The sequence below is a fragment of the Rhizobium sp. CFBP 13644 genome (assembly GCF_014842165.1).
Lineage (GTDB): Bacteria > Pseudomonadota > Alphaproteobacteria > Rhizobiales > Rhizobiaceae > Agrobacterium > Agrobacterium tumefaciens_C.
Genome location: NZ_JACYVF010000002.1, coordinates 393,985 through 412,129, shown reverse-complemented (window position 1 = coordinate 412,129; position 18,145 = coordinate 393,985). Strand labels below are relative to the sequence as shown.

The 18,145-nt window shown below is 57.2% G+C and carries 16 protein-coding genes; 9 read left to right on the top strand and 7 right to left on the bottom strand.

Going from position 1 to position 18,145, the window contains the following annotated elements; all coding sequences use genetic code 11:
• The first annotated feature begins 5 nt into the window (after positions 1-5).
• The 8 genes from xdhB (at position 6) to IFT53_RS07045 (ending at position 12,255) form a co-directional block, all read left to right on the top strand.
• Positions 6-2,345, top strand: coding sequence for a xanthine dehydrogenase molybdopterin binding subunit (gene xdhB, locus IFT53_RS07080; RefSeq protein WP_192064250.1), 2,340 nt, complete (start codon positions 6-8; stop codon positions 2,343-2,345).
• A 15-nt stretch (positions 2,346-2,360) separates the two neighbouring features.
• Positions 2,361-3,218 (top strand): xanthine dehydrogenase accessory protein XdhC, encoded by an 858-nt coding sequence (gene xdhC, locus IFT53_RS07075; protein WP_192064251.1) that lies wholly within the window; start codon positions 2,361-2,363, stop codon positions 3,216-3,218.
• 224 nt (positions 3,219-3,442) lie between these two features.
• Positions 3,443-4,336 (top strand): LysR substrate-binding domain-containing protein, encoded by an 894-nt coding sequence (locus IFT53_RS07070; protein WP_192064252.1) that lies wholly within the window; start codon positions 3,443-3,445, stop codon positions 4,334-4,336.
• A 115-nt stretch (positions 4,337-4,451) separates the two neighbouring features.
• Entirely contained in the window at positions 4,452-5,699 is a 1,248-nt protein-coding gene (gene puuD, locus IFT53_RS07065) for a urate hydroxylase PuuD (protein ID WP_192064253.1), read from the top strand.
• Complete coding sequence (guaD, locus tag IFT53_RS07060) at positions 5,696-7,012, top strand: guanine deaminase (RefSeq protein WP_192064254.1); 1,317 nt, start codon at positions 5,696-5,698, stop codon at positions 7,010-7,012. Before puuD ends, guaD begins: the two co-directional genes overlap by 4 nt.
• A 226-nt stretch (positions 7,013-7,238) precedes the next feature.
• A complete protein-coding gene (locus tag IFT53_RS07055; RefSeq protein ID WP_192064255.1) occupies positions 7,239-9,197 on the top strand; it encodes a methyl-accepting chemotaxis protein in 1,959 nt (652 codons plus the stop codon).
• Positions 9,198-9,382: 185 nt separating this feature from the next.
• Positions 9,383-10,519, top strand: a complete 1,137-nt coding sequence (locus IFT53_RS07050) for an alpha-hydroxy acid oxidase (protein ID WP_042617383.1) — start codon at positions 9,383-9,385, stop codon at positions 10,517-10,519.
• A gap of 491 nt (positions 10,520-11,010) precedes the next feature.
• Complete coding sequence (locus IFT53_RS07045; protein WP_192064480.1) at positions 11,011-12,255, top strand: D-alanyl-D-alanine carboxypeptidase; 1,245 nt, start codon at positions 11,011-11,013, stop codon at positions 12,253-12,255.
• Here the strand turns inward: IFT53_RS07045 and IFT53_RS07040 are convergent, their stop codons facing one another.
• The 7 genes from IFT53_RS07040 to IFT53_RS07010 form a co-directional block, all read right to left on the bottom strand.
• Positions 12,256-12,996: a metallophosphoesterase family protein gene (locus tag IFT53_RS07040; RefSeq protein ID WP_192064256.1), complete on the bottom strand. Its 741-nt coding sequence runs from the start codon at positions 12,994-12,996 to the stop codon at positions 12,256-12,258.
• A 5-nt stretch (positions 12,997-13,001) separates the two neighbouring features.
• Positions 13,002-13,358, bottom strand: a complete 357-nt coding sequence (gene uraH / locus IFT53_RS07035) for a hydroxyisourate hydrolase (protein ID WP_042617386.1) — start codon at positions 13,356-13,358, stop codon at positions 13,002-13,004.
• A complete protein-coding gene (locus IFT53_RS07030) occupies positions 13,355-13,855 on the bottom strand; it encodes an ureidoglycolate lyase (RefSeq protein ID WP_192064257.1) in 501 nt (166 codons plus the stop codon). Before IFT53_RS07030 ends, uraH begins: the two co-directional genes overlap by 4 nt.
• Before the next feature lie 7 nt (positions 13,856-13,862).
• Positions 13,863-14,396, bottom strand: coding sequence for a 2-oxo-4-hydroxy-4-carboxy-5-ureidoimidazoline decarboxylase (gene uraD, locus IFT53_RS07025; protein WP_192064258.1), 534 nt, complete (start codon positions 14,394-14,396; stop codon positions 13,863-13,865).
• The gene (gene puuE / locus IFT53_RS07020) at positions 14,396-15,319 is read right to left on the bottom strand and encodes an allantoinase PuuE (RefSeq protein ID WP_192064259.1); all 924 of its coding nucleotides are present in this window, start codon (positions 15,317-15,319) and stop codon (positions 14,396-14,398) included. The genes uraD and puuE overlap by 1 nt, the downstream gene beginning before the upstream one ends.
• A gap of 75 nt (positions 15,320-15,394) precedes the next feature.
• Positions 15,395-16,102 carry a DUF1045 domain-containing protein gene (locus IFT53_RS07015; RefSeq protein ID WP_192064260.1) on the bottom strand — a complete coding sequence of 236 codons (708 nt, stop codon included), beginning with the start codon at positions 16,100-16,102 and terminating at the stop codon, positions 15,395-15,397.
• A gap of 104 nt (positions 16,103-16,206) precedes the next feature.
• Entirely contained in the window at positions 16,207-17,400 is a 1,194-nt protein-coding gene (locus IFT53_RS07010) for an NAD(P)/FAD-dependent oxidoreductase (protein ID WP_192064261.1), read from the bottom strand.
• Here IFT53_RS07010 and mnmD point away from each other — a divergent pair.
• The gene (gene mnmD / locus IFT53_RS07005) at positions 17,399-18,127 is read left to right on the top strand and encodes a tRNA (5-methylaminomethyl-2-thiouridine)(34)-methyltransferase MnmD (protein ID WP_192064262.1); all 729 of its coding nucleotides are present in this window, start codon (positions 17,399-17,401) and stop codon (positions 18,125-18,127) included. The two genes, IFT53_RS07010 and mnmD, sit on opposite strands and share 2 nt — an antisense overlap.
• Positions 18,128-18,145: the final 18 nt, after the last annotated feature.

Below are 18,145 nucleotides of genomic sequence, written 5' to 3'. Positions count from 1 at the left end.
AGGCCATGGATACCAACACATTCGAGCGCAAGAAAACAGCAGTAAACGGCGAACTTCATGGATCTATGCGCCATGATTCAGCACACAAGCATGTCACCGGAAGTGCTGAATATATCGACGATATTCCTGAACCCGCTGGTCTGATCCACGGCGCGCTGGGCATGGCAGACCGAGCCCATGCGGAAATCGTCTCGATGGATTTGTCGCAGGTGGAAGCAACACCCGGCGTGCTCTGGGTGATGACCGGAAAAGATGTTCCGGGCGAAAACGATGTATCCTCCGGCGGGCGTCACGATGAGCCCTTGCTGGCGGAGAAGCTCGTCCAATTTCACGGCCAGCCAATCTTTGCCGTCTTCGCGGAGACGCGCGACATTGCCCGCAAAGCCGCCCGCAAGGCGAAAATCACCTACAATGACCTTCCGCACTGGAGCAATATCGACAGCGCTATCGAAAACGGCGAGCCGCTGGTGACCCCCGGCATGCTGCTGCAACGCGGCGATGCCGAGGTCGAAATGGATGTCGCGCCACGCCGCCTGACCGGCACCATGCGCATCGGTGGGCAGGAGCATTTCTATCTGGAAGGCCATATTGCCATGGCTGTGCCGGGTGAGGATGATGAGGTCACGGTGTGGAGTTCCACCCAGCACCCGAGCGAAATCCAGCACATCGTCAGCCACATCCTGCAAGTGCCATCCCATGCCGTCACGGTGCAGGTGCGGCGCATGGGCGGAGGCTTTGGCGGCAAGGAAACGCAGGGCAACCAGTTCGCAGCACTCTGCGCCATCGCGGCCAAGAAACTGAACCGCGCCGTTAAAATCCGCCCTGACCGCGACGAGGACATGGTGGCAACGGGCAAGCGCCATGATTTTAGAGTCGATTACGAATTGGGCTTTGATGACGAAGGCCGCATCCATGCGGTTGACGCGACCTATGCGGCACGCTGCGGTTTCTCCTCGGACCTGTCAGGCGCGGTCACCGACCGCGCGCTTTTCCACGCGGATTCAAGCTATTTCTATCCACATGTAAAACTTCAATCCAAGCCACTGAAAACGCACACCGTTTCCAACACCGCGTTTCGAGGTTTTGGCGGGCCACAGGGCATGCTGGGTGCAGAACGCTTCATCGAGGAAATCGCCTATGCTGTTGGCAAGGACCCGCTGGAAGTCCGCAAGCTGAATTTCTATGGCCAGACGGGCTCGGGCCGCACCACCACGCCCTACCATCAGGAGGTCGAAGACAATATCATCGCCCGCATCGTGGAAGAGCTGGAAACATCAAGCGATTATCAGGCACGGCGGCAGGCGATTATCGATTTCAACAAGACCAGCCCTATTATCCGCAAGGGCATCGCCCTGACGCCGGTCAAGTTCGGCATTTCCTTCACCATGACCGCCTTCAATCAGGCAGGCGCGCTGATCCACGTCTATAATGACGGCTCCATTCACCTGAACCATGGCGGCACAGAAATGGGCCAGGGGCTTTACACCAAGGTGGCTCAGGTGGTTGCCGATGCGTTTCAGGTGGATATCGACCGGGTCAAGATCACCGCCACCACCACCGGCAAGGTGCCCAACACCTCTGCGACCGCGGCCTCTTCCGGCACCGATCTCAACGGCATGGCCGCCTATGATGCGGCACGCCAGATCAGGGAGCGCCTTGTTCAGTTTGCGATGGAGAAATGGAAGGTTGGTCAAGACGAGGTCGCGTTTCTGCCCAATCGTGTCAGAGTCGGAACGGAAGAAATCGCCTTTAACGACTTTATCAAACAGGCTTATTTCGCCCGCGTTCAGCTGTCCGCTGCGGGGTTTTACAAGACCCCGAAAATTCACTGGGACCGGGCGGCGGGCAGAGGAAAGCCGTTCTATTATTTCTCCTATGGCGCCTCCTGCTGCGAAGTCTCCATCGATACGCTGACCGGCGAATATATGATGGAGCGCACCGATATTCTTCACGATGTCGGAAAATCCCTCAACCCGGCCATCGATATCGGTCAGGTGGAAGGCGCATTCGTGCAGGGCATGGGCTGGCTAACAACGGAAGAATTGTGGTGGGATGACAAGGGACGGCTGCGTACCCACGCGCCCTCCACCTACAAGATCCCCCTTGCCTCCGACCGTCCGAAGATTTTCGACGTCAAGCTGGCGGAATGGTCGCAGAATGTGGAGCCGACCATTGGCCGCTCCAAGGCCGTGGGCGAGCCACCCTTCATGCTGGCGATCTCGGTTCTGGAAGCCCTGTCCATGGCGGTCGCAAGCGTTGCCGATTACAAAGTCTGCCCGCGGCTGGATGCACCCGCAACACCTGAGAGGGTGCTGATGGCGGTGGAACGGCTGAGGAAGGTTTGACCGGAGCCCGCGCCCATGGCTGACACCCCCATCTCCTTCTTTCTGGATGGCAAAAACCCCAGCATTCTCATAGAGATCGAAACTGTCAAAGGTTCGGCCCCGCGTGAGGCTGGCACCTTCATGCTGGTTTCAAAAGATCTGATCTGGCAGACGATTGGTGGTGGGCAGTTCGAATATATGGCGATTGACCACGCCCGGGCGATGCTGGCTGGCAAGACTGATGTCGATAGCATGGACATTCCGCTGGGCCCAGAAATCGGCCAGTGCTGCGGCGGGCGCACCCTGCTTCGGTTTAGTCCGGTTTCGGAGGAGATTGCGGAGGCCATTAAAGCGCGGCTGGCGCAGGACGATCAGTCTCGCCCCGCCGTCGTCATTTTCGGCGCGGGCCATGTGGGCAAGGCATTGGCACAAGCGCTATCGCTGCTTCCACTATCCGTGACTGTGATCGAAACACGCGCTGACGAGTTGGAAGGCTTGCCCACCACCGTTTCATCGAAGCTGACAGCCATGCCAGAAGGCTTCGTGAAGAATATTCCGGCAGGCGGCGCGGCCATCATCGTAACCCATGACCATGCGCTCGATTTCCTGATTGCGAAGGAAGCGCTTGCCCGCAGCGATCTTGCCTATGTCGGCATGATCGGCTCGAAAACCAAGCGCGCAACCTTCGCGCACTGGCTGGAGCGTGAGGGTGCGCCGAGGTCCGCACTGGAGCGGCTGGTTCTGCCAATTGGTGGAGAGGCAGTCAAAGACAAACGCCCCGCCGTCATAGCGGCCTTGGTGGTAGCGCAAGTGCTTCACGCATTGCATCGCTCCGCCGTGCCCGCCCCGGACCAACCCCTTCCCGTCCATCCAGAAGCCCAAGATCACGCTTGAGATGATCGTGTAATTCTTCTTCCGGACAATCCCGACGCACTGTCACGTGACGCGGAAATTTCATCCCAATCCATAGGCGCGACAATAGCCGTGGCCAGACGCTGAAAGCGGCTGTACGCATTGTATTTCTCCTGAGCTCTTTTGATGCTATGAGAGACCAATGCTCCTGTTTTTATGGAATAACCAATGAAACTTCAGACCTTATGGATAAAGAGAACTTATCTATGAAGCTGTCCCGCAATTTTCCGTTGAACGCGTTGCGCGTTTTCGACAGCGCCGCCCGACATCTCAGCTTCACCAAAGCTGGCGAGGAGTTGGGCATGACCCAGACGGCGGTCAGCTATCAGATCAAGCTGCTGGAGGATTTCGTCGGCTCCGCACTTTTTGAGCGCAAGCCCCGTCAGCTTCGATTGACGGAAAACGGAAGGCGGCTAGCACCGCGCGTGACAGATGGTTTGACGACTCTTGTGGAGGCGGTCTCCGACCTCAAGCAAAGCACTGGAGGCACGCTGTTCATTCATACGACGCCGACATTTGCGGCGCGCTGGCTTTCTCGCCACCTTGTCTCGTTCCAGATCGAAAATCCCGATCTTGCCGTCAGGCTCGAAACCTCTCAGGACTTCGTGGACTTTAGCGGGCTGAATGTCGATCTCGCAATCCGCGTTGGCTCAGGCAATTGGCCAGGATTGAAGTCGCATTTGCTGATGCGTGGGGGCTTTAGCCCCATGCTAAGCCCCTCGCTGGCAGATAGCATCGGAGGCGTGAAGACCCCTGAAGACCTGCTGAAGCTTCGCATCATCGATCCAACCGACCCGTGGTGGACGCTCTGGTTCAAGGCCGCAGGCATAGACGATCCGTCGTTTTTACAGCGAACGGGCAGCCGCATGGGCGCACAGACCTTCGAAGCGGCAGCGGCGATTGCCGGACAGGGCGTCGCCATTCTCACACCTGAATTCTATACAGACGAGATCGCCTTGGGGCGATTGATCCAGCCTTTCGATATTTTAAGCTATGACGCCGCGAACTATTGGCTGGTTTATCCGGAAAACCGCAGCCGATCGCGCAAGATCGCCTTGTTCTGCGATTGGATTTTCAGTCTTGTCCCACAGGCCAAGTAAGCATCAAGCCATCACTCATCAAAAAACAGACGGACAACGGGCGGCGAGACAACGGTTCCCTCTTTTCTAACGTGGGATTTTCTCGCACAGTGCGGTGAAACGTCAGGGGAACAGAATGTACGAATACGCCATTGCGTGGGAATGGATGGCTTTTGCCGTCCGCTGGCTGCACGTGATTACCGCCATTGCCTGGATTGGCTCATCCTTTTATTTCATCGCGCTCGATCTGGGACTGGTCAAGCGCGCGCATCTGCCTGTCGGCGCTTATGGCGAAGAGTGGCAGGTCCATGGCGGTGGCTTCTATCATATCCAGAAATATCTGGTGGCGCCCGCGCAGATGCCGGAACATCTCACCTGGTTCAAATGGGAGAGCTATGCCACATGGCTTTCCGGCTTTGCGATGCTCTGCATCGTCTATTACGGCGGCGCAGACCTGTTTCTCATCGACCATTCGGTGCTGGAACTCACGCAGTTTCAGGCCATCTGTCTTTCGCTCGCATCGCTGGCTGTCGGCTGGCTGTTTTATGATTTCCTCTGCAAATCTCCGCTGGGCAACAACACCTGGGGCCTGATGGTCGTGCTCTACATCGCGCTGGTGGGCATGGCTTGGGGCTATACACAGGTCTTTACCGGCCGTGCCGCCTTCCTGCATCTGGGCGCGTTTACCGCCACCATCATGTCGGCCAACGTCTTCATGATTATCATTCCAAATCAGAAGATCGTCGTCGCTGACCTCATTGCAGGGCGCACGCCAGACCCAAAATACGGCCGCATTGCCAAGCAGCGCTCGTTGCACAACAACTACCTGACGCTGCCCGTCATTTTCTTCATGCTGTCGAACCATTATCCGCTGGCATTTGCGACGCAGTTCAACTGGATCATCGCCGCGCTGGTGTTCCTGATGGGCGTGACGATCCGCCACTGGTTCAACACCACACATGCACGTAAGGGCCGGCCCACATGGACATGGCTGGTCACTCTGCTGATCTTCATCGTCATCATGTGGCTATCAACAGTGCCGAAGATACTAACCGGCGAGCAGGAAGAGAAAGCCGCTACGCTTTCCCCTGCCCAGCAGCGTTTTGCCAGCGATATGCATTTTGCATCCGCACGGGATGTGGTGCAGGGCCGCTGTTCCATGTGCCATGCGGCAGAGCCCGTCTGGGAGGGCGTTCCCTTCACACCGAAGGGGGTGAAACTGGAAACGGATGCACAGATTGCAGCCCATGCGCGGGAAATCTATTTACAGGCAGGCCGCAGCCATGCCATGCCCCCCGGCAACATCACGGCGATAACGCCGCAAGAACGCAAGGTGCTGACCGCCTGGTATGAAAGCGCCGTGTCTCAAGGAAAAACACAATGAGCATGCTCCTGCTGCGCGGACGTCTTTTCAGCTTCAATCGCGCACCGCTTTCCATCGATGATACGGCCAGCTATCTCTATATCGAAGATGGCGGCCTGTTGATTAAAGACGGCAAGATCAGCGCTATCGGAGACTATGCAGACATCCGCGCACAGGCCCCTGAAGGTGTCCTCGAGAAGGATCATCGCCCTCACCTCATCGTGCCGGGCCTCATCGACATGCATGTGCACTTTCCGCAAATGCAGGTCATTGGCTCCTATGCGGCCAATCTGCTGGAATGGCTGAACACCTACACCTTCCCGGAAGAATGCCGTTTTGTGGAAAGCGCGCATGCGCAACGCATCGCCACGCATTTTTACGATGAGCTGATCCGCCACGGCACCACCACGGCGGTTGCCTATTGCTCTGTCCACAAAACCTCCGCCGATGCATTCTTTGCCGAGGCCATGAAGCGCAACATGCTGATGGTGGGCGGCAAGGTCATGATGGACCGCAATGCCCCGCAGGGTCTGCTCGATACGCCTGAACAGGGCTATGATGAGACACGCCAGGTGATTGCGGACTGGCACGGCAAAGGCCGCAACCACGTCGCCATCACACCACGCTTTGCCATCACATCCACACCAAAGCAGATGGAAGCAGCGCAGGCACTGGCGCAGGAGTTTCCTGATCTCTTCATCCAGACGCATTTGTCGGAAAATCTGGACGAGATCAAATATACCTGCGAACTTTACCCTGAGGCCATCGACTACACGGATATTTACGTGCGTTACGGTTTGATGGGCAACAAGACCCTGCTCGGCCACGCCATTCACCTGTCGGATCGGGAAGCGGATGTCTTGTCAGAGACAGGCGCGGTCGCCGTGCACTGCCCAACCTCAAACCTGTTCATCGGCTCCGGCCTGTTCCCGATGAGAAAGTTGCAGCGGCGCGAAAAGCCCGTGCGCATCGCGGTTGCCACCGATATTGGCGGCGGCTCCAGCTATTCCATGTTGCGCACCATGGACGAGGCTTACAAGATTCAACAGCTTCTGGGTGAGCGCCTCAATCCGCTCGAAAGCTGGTATATGATGACCCGCGGCAATGCCGAGGCCCTGTCGATGGTTGATCGCATCGGCACTCTGGACGTTGGCACCGATGCGGATATAACCGTTCTCAACGCGTCATCCACGCCCGCCATGGCGCTGAAAATGGAAGTCGTCAAAAGCCTGACGGAAGAATTGTTCCTGATGCTGACCATGGGGGACGACAGAACCGTCAGCGAAACATATGTAGCCGGCGTCGCAACCAAAAGCTTTATTGAGCTTAAATAATCCTGCGAGAACTAGCACTACTAAAACACGCAATTCAAAATTAAGTTTGTGTAAACTGTAACTTTCTAATCGTGGAAGTGACAGTAATGCCCACGGTCGCCATGACGGCATCCCCTCCTGTCATGCAGCGTCATTTCACGAAAACATTCTGCTTTGAAACGAAGCGACTCCCACGCTGCCGCTCAGATGCACCGTTTTCGCACCCATTACCCAATCGCGAGGGAAGATGTCTTTTTTAAAAAATGCGAGTATTCGCACCAAAATCCTATCTTTAATTGTCCCGCTCTGCATCGTAGGAATGGGCGGCACTGCATATATTTCAGTCCAGTTCAAAGCAGCAGACGACGCTTACAGCGAGTTCATCTCCAAGGATAATACGTCCACTGTTGAACTGGCTCGCGCCAATCGAAATCTGGTTGCCGCCGCTTACTCTGCCTACCAAACACTTTCATATAACAAAGAGGATCCGCGTCTGCAGGCGGCGGTTACCCTTTATAATGAAAGCAAGACGGCGATGTTCAAGCGCCTTCAGGGGGCGAAAGACAACCTTCCCGAAGAAACGGCAGCCATCGATGCGCTGATATCCAGAGCGAAGGAAGTTACCATCCTCACGGATCAGGCTGTTCTGTTGGGTCAGCAAGACCGCAACACCGAAGCTGCCGCGGTTTTGGCCAAGGCTGACGCCCTGATTATTCCCCTGACCAAAGACAATGCAAGCGCTCTGGATAAGATCGTAGAATCGGTAGCAGAAGAAAGTGACGGTCTGACCGACGCGACGAATTCCGCCATTCTGATGGGCCTCACTGTCGTTGGCAGCGTATTCGCATTGGGAATTCTTGCCGCGCTTATTGTTGCCGCCAAGGGAATTACGTCACCCATTGCCGCGCTGCGTGAACGCATGACGACCCTTGCACAGGGTGAAACCGCTGCCCCTGTGGATGGACAGGACCGCAACGACGAAGTTGGACTGATGGCAAAGGCAGTGTCCATCTTCCGCGAAAATGCGCTTGAGCGCACGCGTCTGGAAGATGAAGCCAAAGCAAGCCGCAGCCTTTCCGAGAAAGAACGCCTGGAGCGCGAAGCGCAGAAAGAGCAGGACGCAGCTGATACCCAGTTTGCCGTTGATGAATTGGCCCGGGGTCTCGGACGTCTGGCCGCCGGTGATGTTGGCTATCGCATCACCACGCCATTCGTGGCCCATCTCGATACGCTGCGCGCCAACTTCAACGATTCCGTCGGCAACCTGAATGACGCTTTGCGTGCTGTGGGACAGAATGCCCGCGGGATCGATGCAGGTGCCAATGAAATCCGCTCTGCTGCCAACGATCTGTCTAAACGCACGGAACAGCAGGCGGCCTCTGTCGAAGAAACGGCAGCGGCGCTGGAAGAGATCACCACAACGGTGAAAGATAGCAGCAATCGCGCCGAAGAAGTCGGCCGGCTCGTGGCCAAGGCGCGTGCAGGTGCGGAAAAATCCGGCGACGTCGTTCGTCAGGCCGTGACTGCGATGAACGAGATTGAGCACTCTTCGGGCGAAATCACCAACATCATCAGCGTCATCGATGAAATCGCGTTCCAGACCAACCTTCTGGCGCTCAACGCCGGTGTTGAAGCAGCACGGGCGGGCGAAGCGGGCAAGGGCTTTGCCGTTGTCGCACAGGAAGTGCGTGAACTCGCCCAGCGCTCTGCAAAGGCCGCAAAAGAAATCAAGGCACTGATCACCACCTCTGGCGAACACGTTCGCTCCGGCGTGCATCTGGTCGGTGAAACCGGTCGCGCTCTGGAAGTCATCGTTGGCGAAGTCCAGGAAATCAACCGTCACATCACAGCGATTGTTGAATCCTCGCGTGAACAGTCTGTTGGACTTCAGGAAATCAACACTGCCGTCAACACCATGGATCAGGGCACACAGCAGAATGCTGCCATGGTCGAGCAATCGACTGCGGCCAGCCATAGCCTTGCCAAGGAAGCAGCCTCTCTCAACCAATTGCTGCAGCGCTTCAACCTGGGCGCCTCAGATGGCGCAGCCCGTGCGGCACCGGCACAGGCCGCACCTGTCAGAGCAGCGTCAACCGCGTCCAGACCGGCGCCATCCCCTGCCCGCGCCCTTGGCCGCAAGATCGCAGGCGCTTTCGGCGGCGGCGCATCGGCTGCCGCAGTTCAAAGCAGCTGGGAAGAGTTCTGAAAGCAACGATAGACCGAAAATGGGGCGGCTTGTGCCGCCCTTTTTTTATGAGCTTTTTCCTGTGATGCGGTTTTGTCCTCCGCATTTTTTGCTGCGCGTCGCAGACCACAGGCCAACATTTTCAATGTTACAAATCCCGCGCTCATGGTAGGTGAAGAAGACATTCAAATTTGAAGGCTTCATCCATGAGCAAAGCACTGACGATTTCTGACTTGAAGAAACAGGCTCAACGCCGCGTGCCGAAGATGTTCTTTGATTATGCGGACAGTGGCGCATGGACCGAAAGCACCTACCGCGCCAATGAAGATGATTTCGCCAAGATCAAGCTTCGCCAGCGTGTGCTCGTGGATATGACCAACCGGTCGCTGGCAACCGAAATGATCGGCGAAAAGGTTTCCATGCCGGTGGCGCTTTCCCCCACCGGCCTGACCGGCATGCAGCACGCGGATGGAGAGATGCTGGCCGCCAAGGCAGCGGAAGAATTCGGCGTTCCCTTCACATTGTCGACCATGAGCATCTGCTCCATCGAAGACGTGGCCTCTGTCACCTCCCGCCCCTTCTGGTTCCAGCTTTACGTGATGCGGGACCGTGATTTCGTCAACAACCTCATCGACCGCGCCAAGGCCGCCAAATGCTCGGCGCTGGTTTTGACGCTCGACCTGCAAATTCTTGGCCAGCGCCACAAGGATCTGCGCAACGGACTGTCTGCACCGCCGAAATTCACGCCAAAACACATCTGGCAAATGGCAACGCGCCCGCAATGGTGCCTTGATATGGCGCGCACGAAACGCCGCACCTTCGGAAACATCGTCGGGCATGCCAAGAATGTTGCCGATCTGTCATCGCTGTCTTCCTGGACAGCGGAACAGTTCGACCCACGCCTGTCCTGGAAGGATGTCGAATGGATCAAGGAACGTTGGGGCGGCAAGCTGATCCTCAAGGGCATTCTGGATGAGGAAGACGCCCGCGCCGCAGCCGATACGGGAGCCGATGCCATCATCGTTTCCAACCATGGCGGGCGGCAACTCGATGGCGCGCTATCTTCCATAGAGATATTGCCAAGGATCGTTGATGCGGTTGGCGACAGGATCGAGGTCCATATGGATGGCGGCATTCGCTCCGGTCAGGACGTGCTGAAGGCCATCGCCATCGGCGCCAAGGGCACCTATATCGGCCGCCCTTTCCTCTATGGCCTAGGCGCAGCTGGCAAGCAGGGCGTGACAACCGCTCTGGAAATCATCCGCAAGGAAATGGATGTGACCATGGCGCTGTGCGGCAAGCGTCTGCTGACCGATGTGGATCGCAGCATTCTCGTTCGTTGAAACCAGACCTGCGCTCTCAAAAGAGAGCGCAGGCAGTTTCGAGGCGACCGTGGTCGTCACGATCCCGTGAGGCACTTTCTTCAATTTACCCAGAAAAATGGCCGTGACGTTCAACTTCCACGGCTGCCTTCCAGACTGGAACGGCCCACGCTCCGTCTCGTCAGAGGCACGACCGCCCGCATTCGTAGAGCCCCGCAAAATCCCTAATATCCAGCGCGTTTGGGCGCGCTGTTGGCCAGATCACTGCGCGCGCCCAACGGCATTTCGTCATCTCGCTCTGAGCAAGATTTTGGGCGGAAACGTATTTTACGGCGGTCATCCTCCAAGAAAATAACCCGCCACCAATAGGGGTCGATTTTCATACTTAATTAGGGATGAAAGCGATCTTTAAAGTTTGAGCGGTTTCGTTGCCTCAATCTATCGGTAGGCTCGGGACCAGAAGACATGGACGAACAAGGGGCGAATTGATGCTGGGAACGATCAAACAAGGAATGGCTGGAGCATGGATCTTTGCATTGGCGTTTCTCAGTATGGTCTTTGCGTTACAAGCATCTGAGGCCCATGCGGGCTACGCGCATTTCGTCATGGATGCCAAGACGGGCAAAGTGCTGGCGTCCCAAAATGCCGATACGGTCAATTATCCAGCCTCCCTCACCAAGATGATGACGCTCTACATGGTTTTCGAAGCCTTGAACGAGGGACGGCTGCGCTGGGATCAGAAAATCATCATGTCCAGACACGCAGCCTCCGTGATCCCCTCGAAACTCTGGGTCAAGGCAGGCACGACATTCACGGTGCGAGAAGCGGTCTATGGCATGATCGTCAAGTCTGCCAATGATATGGCCGAAGGTATGGGCGATCACATTGGTGGCTCCGAAGCGAAATTCGCGCAGATGATGACGCGCAAGGCGCGCCAGCTTGGCATGACAAAAACCACCTTCCGCAACGCATCCGGTCTGCCCAACAAGTCGCAAGTGACAACGGCGCGTGACATGGCCAAGCTCGGCCTTGCGCTTCAGCGCGATTTTCCGAGAGAATACAAACTCTTCGCCACGCAGTCCTTTAAGTTTCGCGGCAAAACAATACGCGGCCACAACCGCCTGATGGCGCGCTATACCGGGGTCGATGGCATCAAGACCGGCTATACCAATGCCTCCGGCTTCAATCTGGTCAGCGCGGTCAACCACAATGGTCGCAGTGTCGTGGGCGTCGTTCTTGGTGGCAAGACCGCCCGTAGCCGCGATGCCCAAATGGCGTCTCTTCTGGATCAGGCCGTCCCGAAGGCATCCAGATCTGGTGTCAATCAGCAGCTGATTGCCAGCGCCAGCACAAGCCGCACCTTCTATGTCGCCTTGGCCACCGTGCCATTGCCCATGTTCCGGGAACGCCGGACAGATCCTGTGGCCATGCAGATCGCCACCGCCAGCAACGCCATGGCGATGGTAGACACGTCATCGTCTCATCCCTTGGCAGATCCTCAGCGCAGCGACTGGGAAGTTCAGATCGCGGCAGCGGACACTCAGGCCGCAGCCATGTCGCTGCTGCGCAGTGCCCGCCCAACCATCGTCTCTGCATACACAGGAATTGCGCCCTACACCGAAGCGGTACGCAGTGGGGCAACGACGCTCTATCGCGCGCGGTTTACCGGCTTCGATAGCCAGGCGGCAGCCCTTTCCGCCTGCAAGGATTTGAAGGCGCAGTCCTATTCCTGTGTCGTGATGGCGAATGAGGGATAATCAGCCGAGCCAGCCGGTGGCGATGGCCGTGCCCAGAGCGGGCATGCCATTGGCGCGTGCAAGCTCTGCCGCTGTCGCACTGTCATAACGTACCTGCCTCGCATAAACCTGCCAGCCCTGCGCCGTTTCTTCCAGCACCGCATAACTGGCAAGTGGATGCCCCGCCTCAACCTGATGGTAAAACGGTTCATCATCCTTCCAGCCCGGGCAGCCGACACTGCCGGGGTTGACGATCAACCGACCATCCGAAAGCTGGACCGTGCGGGCAATGTGGGTGTGGCCGCACAGCATGAGCGGTTGCTTGATGCTATCGGCCAGAGCCTCAATCTCAGCCCGCGCGCGCTGGTGAAGAAACCCTTCCGGCGCCAGTTGCTCCAGCCAATAACCCAGATCATCCACCGGTGAGCCGTGGCAGCAATAGGCCACATCCTTGAAAACGAGGTCGAAAGGCAACGCCTCCAGCCAGGCGATATGGGCTGGCGAAAGCTGCTGATATGCAGGCTTTTCCCAGTCGCCCATCTCTTCAAAAGGGCGATCGATCAAGGCACGATCATGGTTGCCGCGCACCGTCGGCATGGCTTGCCCCACTAGAATATCAGCCGTGCGGCCAGCATCGAGCGGGCCGCTGAAGCAATCACCCAGATTGACGATATCGGTGATGCCAAGCCTCTCGATATCGCGGAGAACCGCTTCCAGAGCAGCGCAATTTCCATGGATATCAGCGATGGCGGCAAAGATCATGGCGCTTAACTTCCCCGGTAGGTCGAGTAGCTATAGGGCGAAAGCAGCAGTGGCACGTGGTAATGCCCGCTTTCATCGGCGATGCCAAAACGAATGGGAATGATGTCGAGAAAGGCTGGCTCCGGCAGAACAAGACCTTTTGTTCGCAGGTAATCACCTGCATGAAACACAAGCTCATATTGCCCGGCGCGGAATGTTTCCCCGATCAACAAAGGGCCGCCATCCACACGGCCGTCGCTGTTGGTTTCAACGGTTTTCAGCTTTTCGCGGCTTTCGCCATCCAGCCGGTAAAGGTCAATCTTCAATCCTTGCGCGGGCGTGCCGTGGGCTGCGTCAAGAACATGTGTCGTAAGGCCGGTCATGGCTGAGGGTCCGTGATGAAATAGGGTCGATCGAAAAAGGATTCTTCCAGATTGTTGCCGGGCCCATCGCGGTCGACAACCAGAAAATCGCTTGTCGAACCCAGCGTCATCAATGGGTGGTGCCAGACGTTGCGATGATAGTTCACGCCCTGACTTGCCCGCGCCAGAAACACGTGAGGTTTACCGGGTCTGCCCTCATCATCCTGCGCCACAACCACCAGAAACGGATTGCCGCTCAAGGGCGTAAAGCTCTGGCTCCCCAGCGGATGCCGCTCCATCATATCAACAGCATAGGGAAACTGCCGAGGCTTTCCGCGAAAAATGTTCAGGACGACCCGCGCGCCCTCGCCCGTCACATCTGCTGCTGCCAGCGCATGGTGCCGTTCGGTGTTGCCACCATTGATGAGCCTGACAGTGGCGGAGTCTGTCTCGATTACATCGCCAAAGGGCGCGAATGCCGCCTTGGTCAGAGGCAGGATTTCCAGAAAATCAGTCAAAATACATTCACCTCTGGTCCGCACGCGCCTGATCGGAACCGTCAGCGTTATCAGGCAGCAAGACAGACAATCGCAGCAGGGCGATTTTCTCAACCTGCTCCGTCGCGGTGGCGAACTCGTCTTGCGCATTGTTATCGATGCGCGTCTCAAAAGCGCGCAGAATGTCATCCTTCGTCAAGCCTTTGACGGCGATGATAAACGGGAAGCCATTCTTTTCAACATAGGCTGCATTAAGCTGGGTGAAGCGTGCATGTTCATCTGGCGAAAGACGATCAAGACCTGCCCCCGCCTGCTCGTTGCGACTGTCTTCGGTCAAGCCACCCGCAATCGCCAACTTTCCAGCAAGATCAGGGTGGGCGCGCAACACGCCAAGCCGTTCCTCGTCACTCGCGGCACGAAACTGCTTGGCAAGCGCGGAATGGACACCCCCCGCCGTCAGCGGTTCATGAATGTCCCCGGCATCATAAGCGCGTTCGGCGATGAAAGGCGAATGCTCGAACACACCGCCGAAACGGCTGATAAACTCAACTCGGTCCACCATTACAGCGCCTCCGGTCTATGATGCTCATGCCAGTGCCGGGCGATTTCGACGCGCTGCGGTATCCAGACCTTCTCATGGCCAAGCACATATTCGATGAAACGGCGCAGTGCTGCTGCGCGACCGGGGCGGCCAACGAGGCGGCAGTGAAGACCGATGCTCATCATCTTGGCGGCACCCTCTGCTCCTTCCTGATAGAGCACGTCAAACGTGTCCTTCAGATAGGTGAAGAACTGATCGCCGGAATTAAAGCCCTGCGGCGTTGCAAAGCGCATGTCATTGGCGTCGAGCGTGTAGGGAATGATGAGGAACGGATCGTCTTTCAGGCCCCTGACCCAAAACGGCAGATCATCCGCATAGCTATCGGACGAATAGAGGAAGCCGCCCTCCTCCATCACAAGCCGCAGCGTGTTGTCGGATGGCTTGCCCTGATACATGCCGTAGGGGCGTTCGCCCGTCAGCTCCGTATGAAGGCGCACCGCTTCGAGAATATGCTTACGCTCGTCTTCCTCGGAAAAGTCTTTATATTCCAGCCAGCGATAACCGTGGCTGGCAATTTCCCATCCGGCTTCCTTCATCGCGGCTACTGCTTCGCGGTTACGCGCCATGGCCGAGGTAACGCCATAGACGGTTGCCGTCACTCCAAGATCGGTAAACATGCGCCACAGCCGCCAGAAACCGGCCCGCGACCCATATTCATAGATCGATTCCATGTTGAGGTTGCGCTGCCCCGGCCAGGGTTGCGCACCAACAATTTCCGACAGAAGCGATTCTGAAGCCTTATCGCTATCGAGAATGCAGCTTTCGCCACCTTCTTCGTAATTGATCACGAATTGCACCGCAATTCTTGCATCACCAGGCCATTTCGGATCAGGGGTGTGGCGGCCGTAACCAATGAGATTACGGGGATAGTCAGCGGAAATCATCAAATCACCTTCACGCAAATTTCGTGAACGGTAACATCGCGGGCCGGAAAGTCGAGAGCATTTTCAAAAGCAGCGTCATGCACTCTTGCGGGCAGACACACGCCCCATGGGATGCAGCGAATGGACCCTGAAAGGCGCACCCGGCTCATCCTCGACAAACAGTGCCAGATTGGAAAACTCGATCTGCCGTTCAAGCGCTGGCGCAAAGACGCTGCGCACTGCCCGCTCCACGCGCGCGCAATCTGCGGGCGCCACCCCACCGGTCAACGTCATCTGGAAGCGAAACTCATCCATGACATAGGGATGGCCCCAGCGATGCAGGTTCGTGAGTTGAGTGGCCGAAAGGCGATCCGGGTCGGCACGATCAATATCGGCATCGGACAAGGGTGCGCGGTAGTGATCAAATTCCTGAACGACACTGGCGGCAAGGAAATTCAGCATCTCACATGGCCATGATGGTACCAGACCATAGACATTGCCCAGTTTCGCAATTTCCAGCGGTGGCAGTGAAAAAGGTTGATGGGTTCCGGCAAAATGCATCAGCCCGCGCAGAAGTGCGGCTTCGCTGACATCATTCAACAACCGAAACGGCGCCTTGATCGTGCCGTGGAAACCATAACGACGCGGCAGGGCCGTGTGATAGGAGATTTCCTGCATGCCAAGGCTCGAAACCGCAGGTGGCTCCACGGTCTGGCCGGAATAGACATCACGCCCCAGCCAGGCAGCTGCAACATGGGTCAGCGGGTCATTTGGGGATGGCGTAAAATGAATTGCGTATCGCATGCGTGGTCACCTCGCCGTCCGAAACGGTTTTCATCAGCTATATTGCATGAACTAAGCTGTTAGGTGATTTGCGTGACAGATTGACGACGTGGAACGCCCTAAATTCACATCTTTGCGTTGAAAACGCTGATATGCTCATCAAGCGTAAAACTGACCGGCACATCCAGAGGCTTTTCCATCAAAGCGTTCAGCGCGGCGTCTGCAAGACGATGCGCCAAACCGAAACTCACCTTGAAACCGCCTGTCAGCGCGATAATTTTCGGATGATCCGGGAGGCAACCCACCATGGGCTCCCGCCCGATAGCCTTGGGGCGCAAACCGGCCCAACGCTCGATGATTCTAGCGCCCGAAAGTTGTGGCACAATCTGCTGCGCCTGCAAAATCAACGCATCCAGTTTTCCATCCGTGGCATTGGCATCGTCGAACTCTTCCTCGCTGGTGCTGCCAATAGCAACCGTGCCATCTTCATGCGGCACGACATAGAGGCCATTGAGAAACACCACGGGCATTGCCGGATCGACACCGACATCCAGCACGGCCGCCTGCCCCTTAACGGGCTGACCAAGCCTTGGCGTTGCGGGCAGGACCAGTGCGTTAGTGAGCATCGGGAATGAATGATGCCCCGCCGATACCATGGCATGACCAAAACGGATCTGATGACCGTTCGAAAGGGTCGCTGTACCGCCGGGGTCGAGTTTTGAAACACCGCATTGCTCAACCACGCGCACATGTCTGGCCTGGCGCAGAGAATGTTCCAGCACAGCCATCAACGCGCGCGGAGAAACCTTGGCAGCAAACGTGTCGTGGACAAAACCGGCATCCCCGGCTTCGGCAGCCACCCAGCCATCGACAAGTGGCGCATCCAGACGATGCCAGTGAAACTGCCGTCCGTCCTTGTTCCAGTTGATCAGCGCATCCTTCTGGTGTCGCTCTGCGATGTCTACCAGATGCGGCTTGGGAAGCGGAATGATGCGCCCGCACCGGCGATAACCTGCCGAAAGGCCCGTTTCGGCTTCAACCTGCGCAACCTCCGCTTCAAGGCTCAGCAAGGCATCGAACTGAAACTGCTTCTTGTCCGACCACCGGTCCGGCATATGCGGCATCAACGCACCCAGGAGACCACCGCTTGCCCCACTGCCGATCCTGCCTGCATCGACCAGCAAAGTGTCGATACCCAGCCTCTCCGCCTTCACCGCCGCCCACAGCCCCATAATACCACCGCCGATGATGAGCAACGGGATGCTTGAGGGCAAAGGTGATTGACCTGTTTGCCGGGGAAGACTATCGGCTTGAACCATGACACATCCCGACGAAAACATGCCGGCACGAGCCGGCTCTAATATGCTGGATTGGCGAGAGGGCGATATGCCCTATTCGCTGGCCTTTGGCGACCATTTTTATTGCCAGACCGATGGTCGGCAGGAATGCAGCCACGTATCGCTGGCTGGAAATGGCTTGCCGGAACGCTGGGAAACGGCGCAAGGCACATTCCGCATCGGCGAACTCGGCTTCGGCACAGCGCTTAATCTGTGTGAAACGTGGCGGCAGTGGAAACTCCACCGCCCCGCCGATGCCACGCTGCATTTCGTCTCCTTCGAGCTCTACCCGATGAGCCCGAGCGAGCTGAACCGCGCCCTGTCCCACTGGCCGCAACTGGACGCAGAGCGCAAGGCTTTCGTCGCGCAGTGGCCCCAAAACCCGGAAGGGTGGATCGATATCACGCTGGACGAGCAGACACGTCTCACCGTTTTCTGCGGAGATGCCATGCAGGGCATCATCGAAAGCAGGGATATGTTCGATGCCTGGTATCTCGATGGTTTTGCGCCTTCGAAGAACCCGGATATGTGGTCGCTGGAGATCATGTCGGCGCTGTTTGCAAAGACAGCACCCGGCGGAACATTTGCCACCTTTGCCGCTGCTGGTTTCGTGCGGCGCAATCTGGGTGCGGCAGGCTTTACCGTCGAGCGTCGGCCCGGCTTTGCGGGCAAACGAGAAATGCTCTGCGGCGTGAAGCCCGCGCAATAAAAAACGCCCGGACAAAGA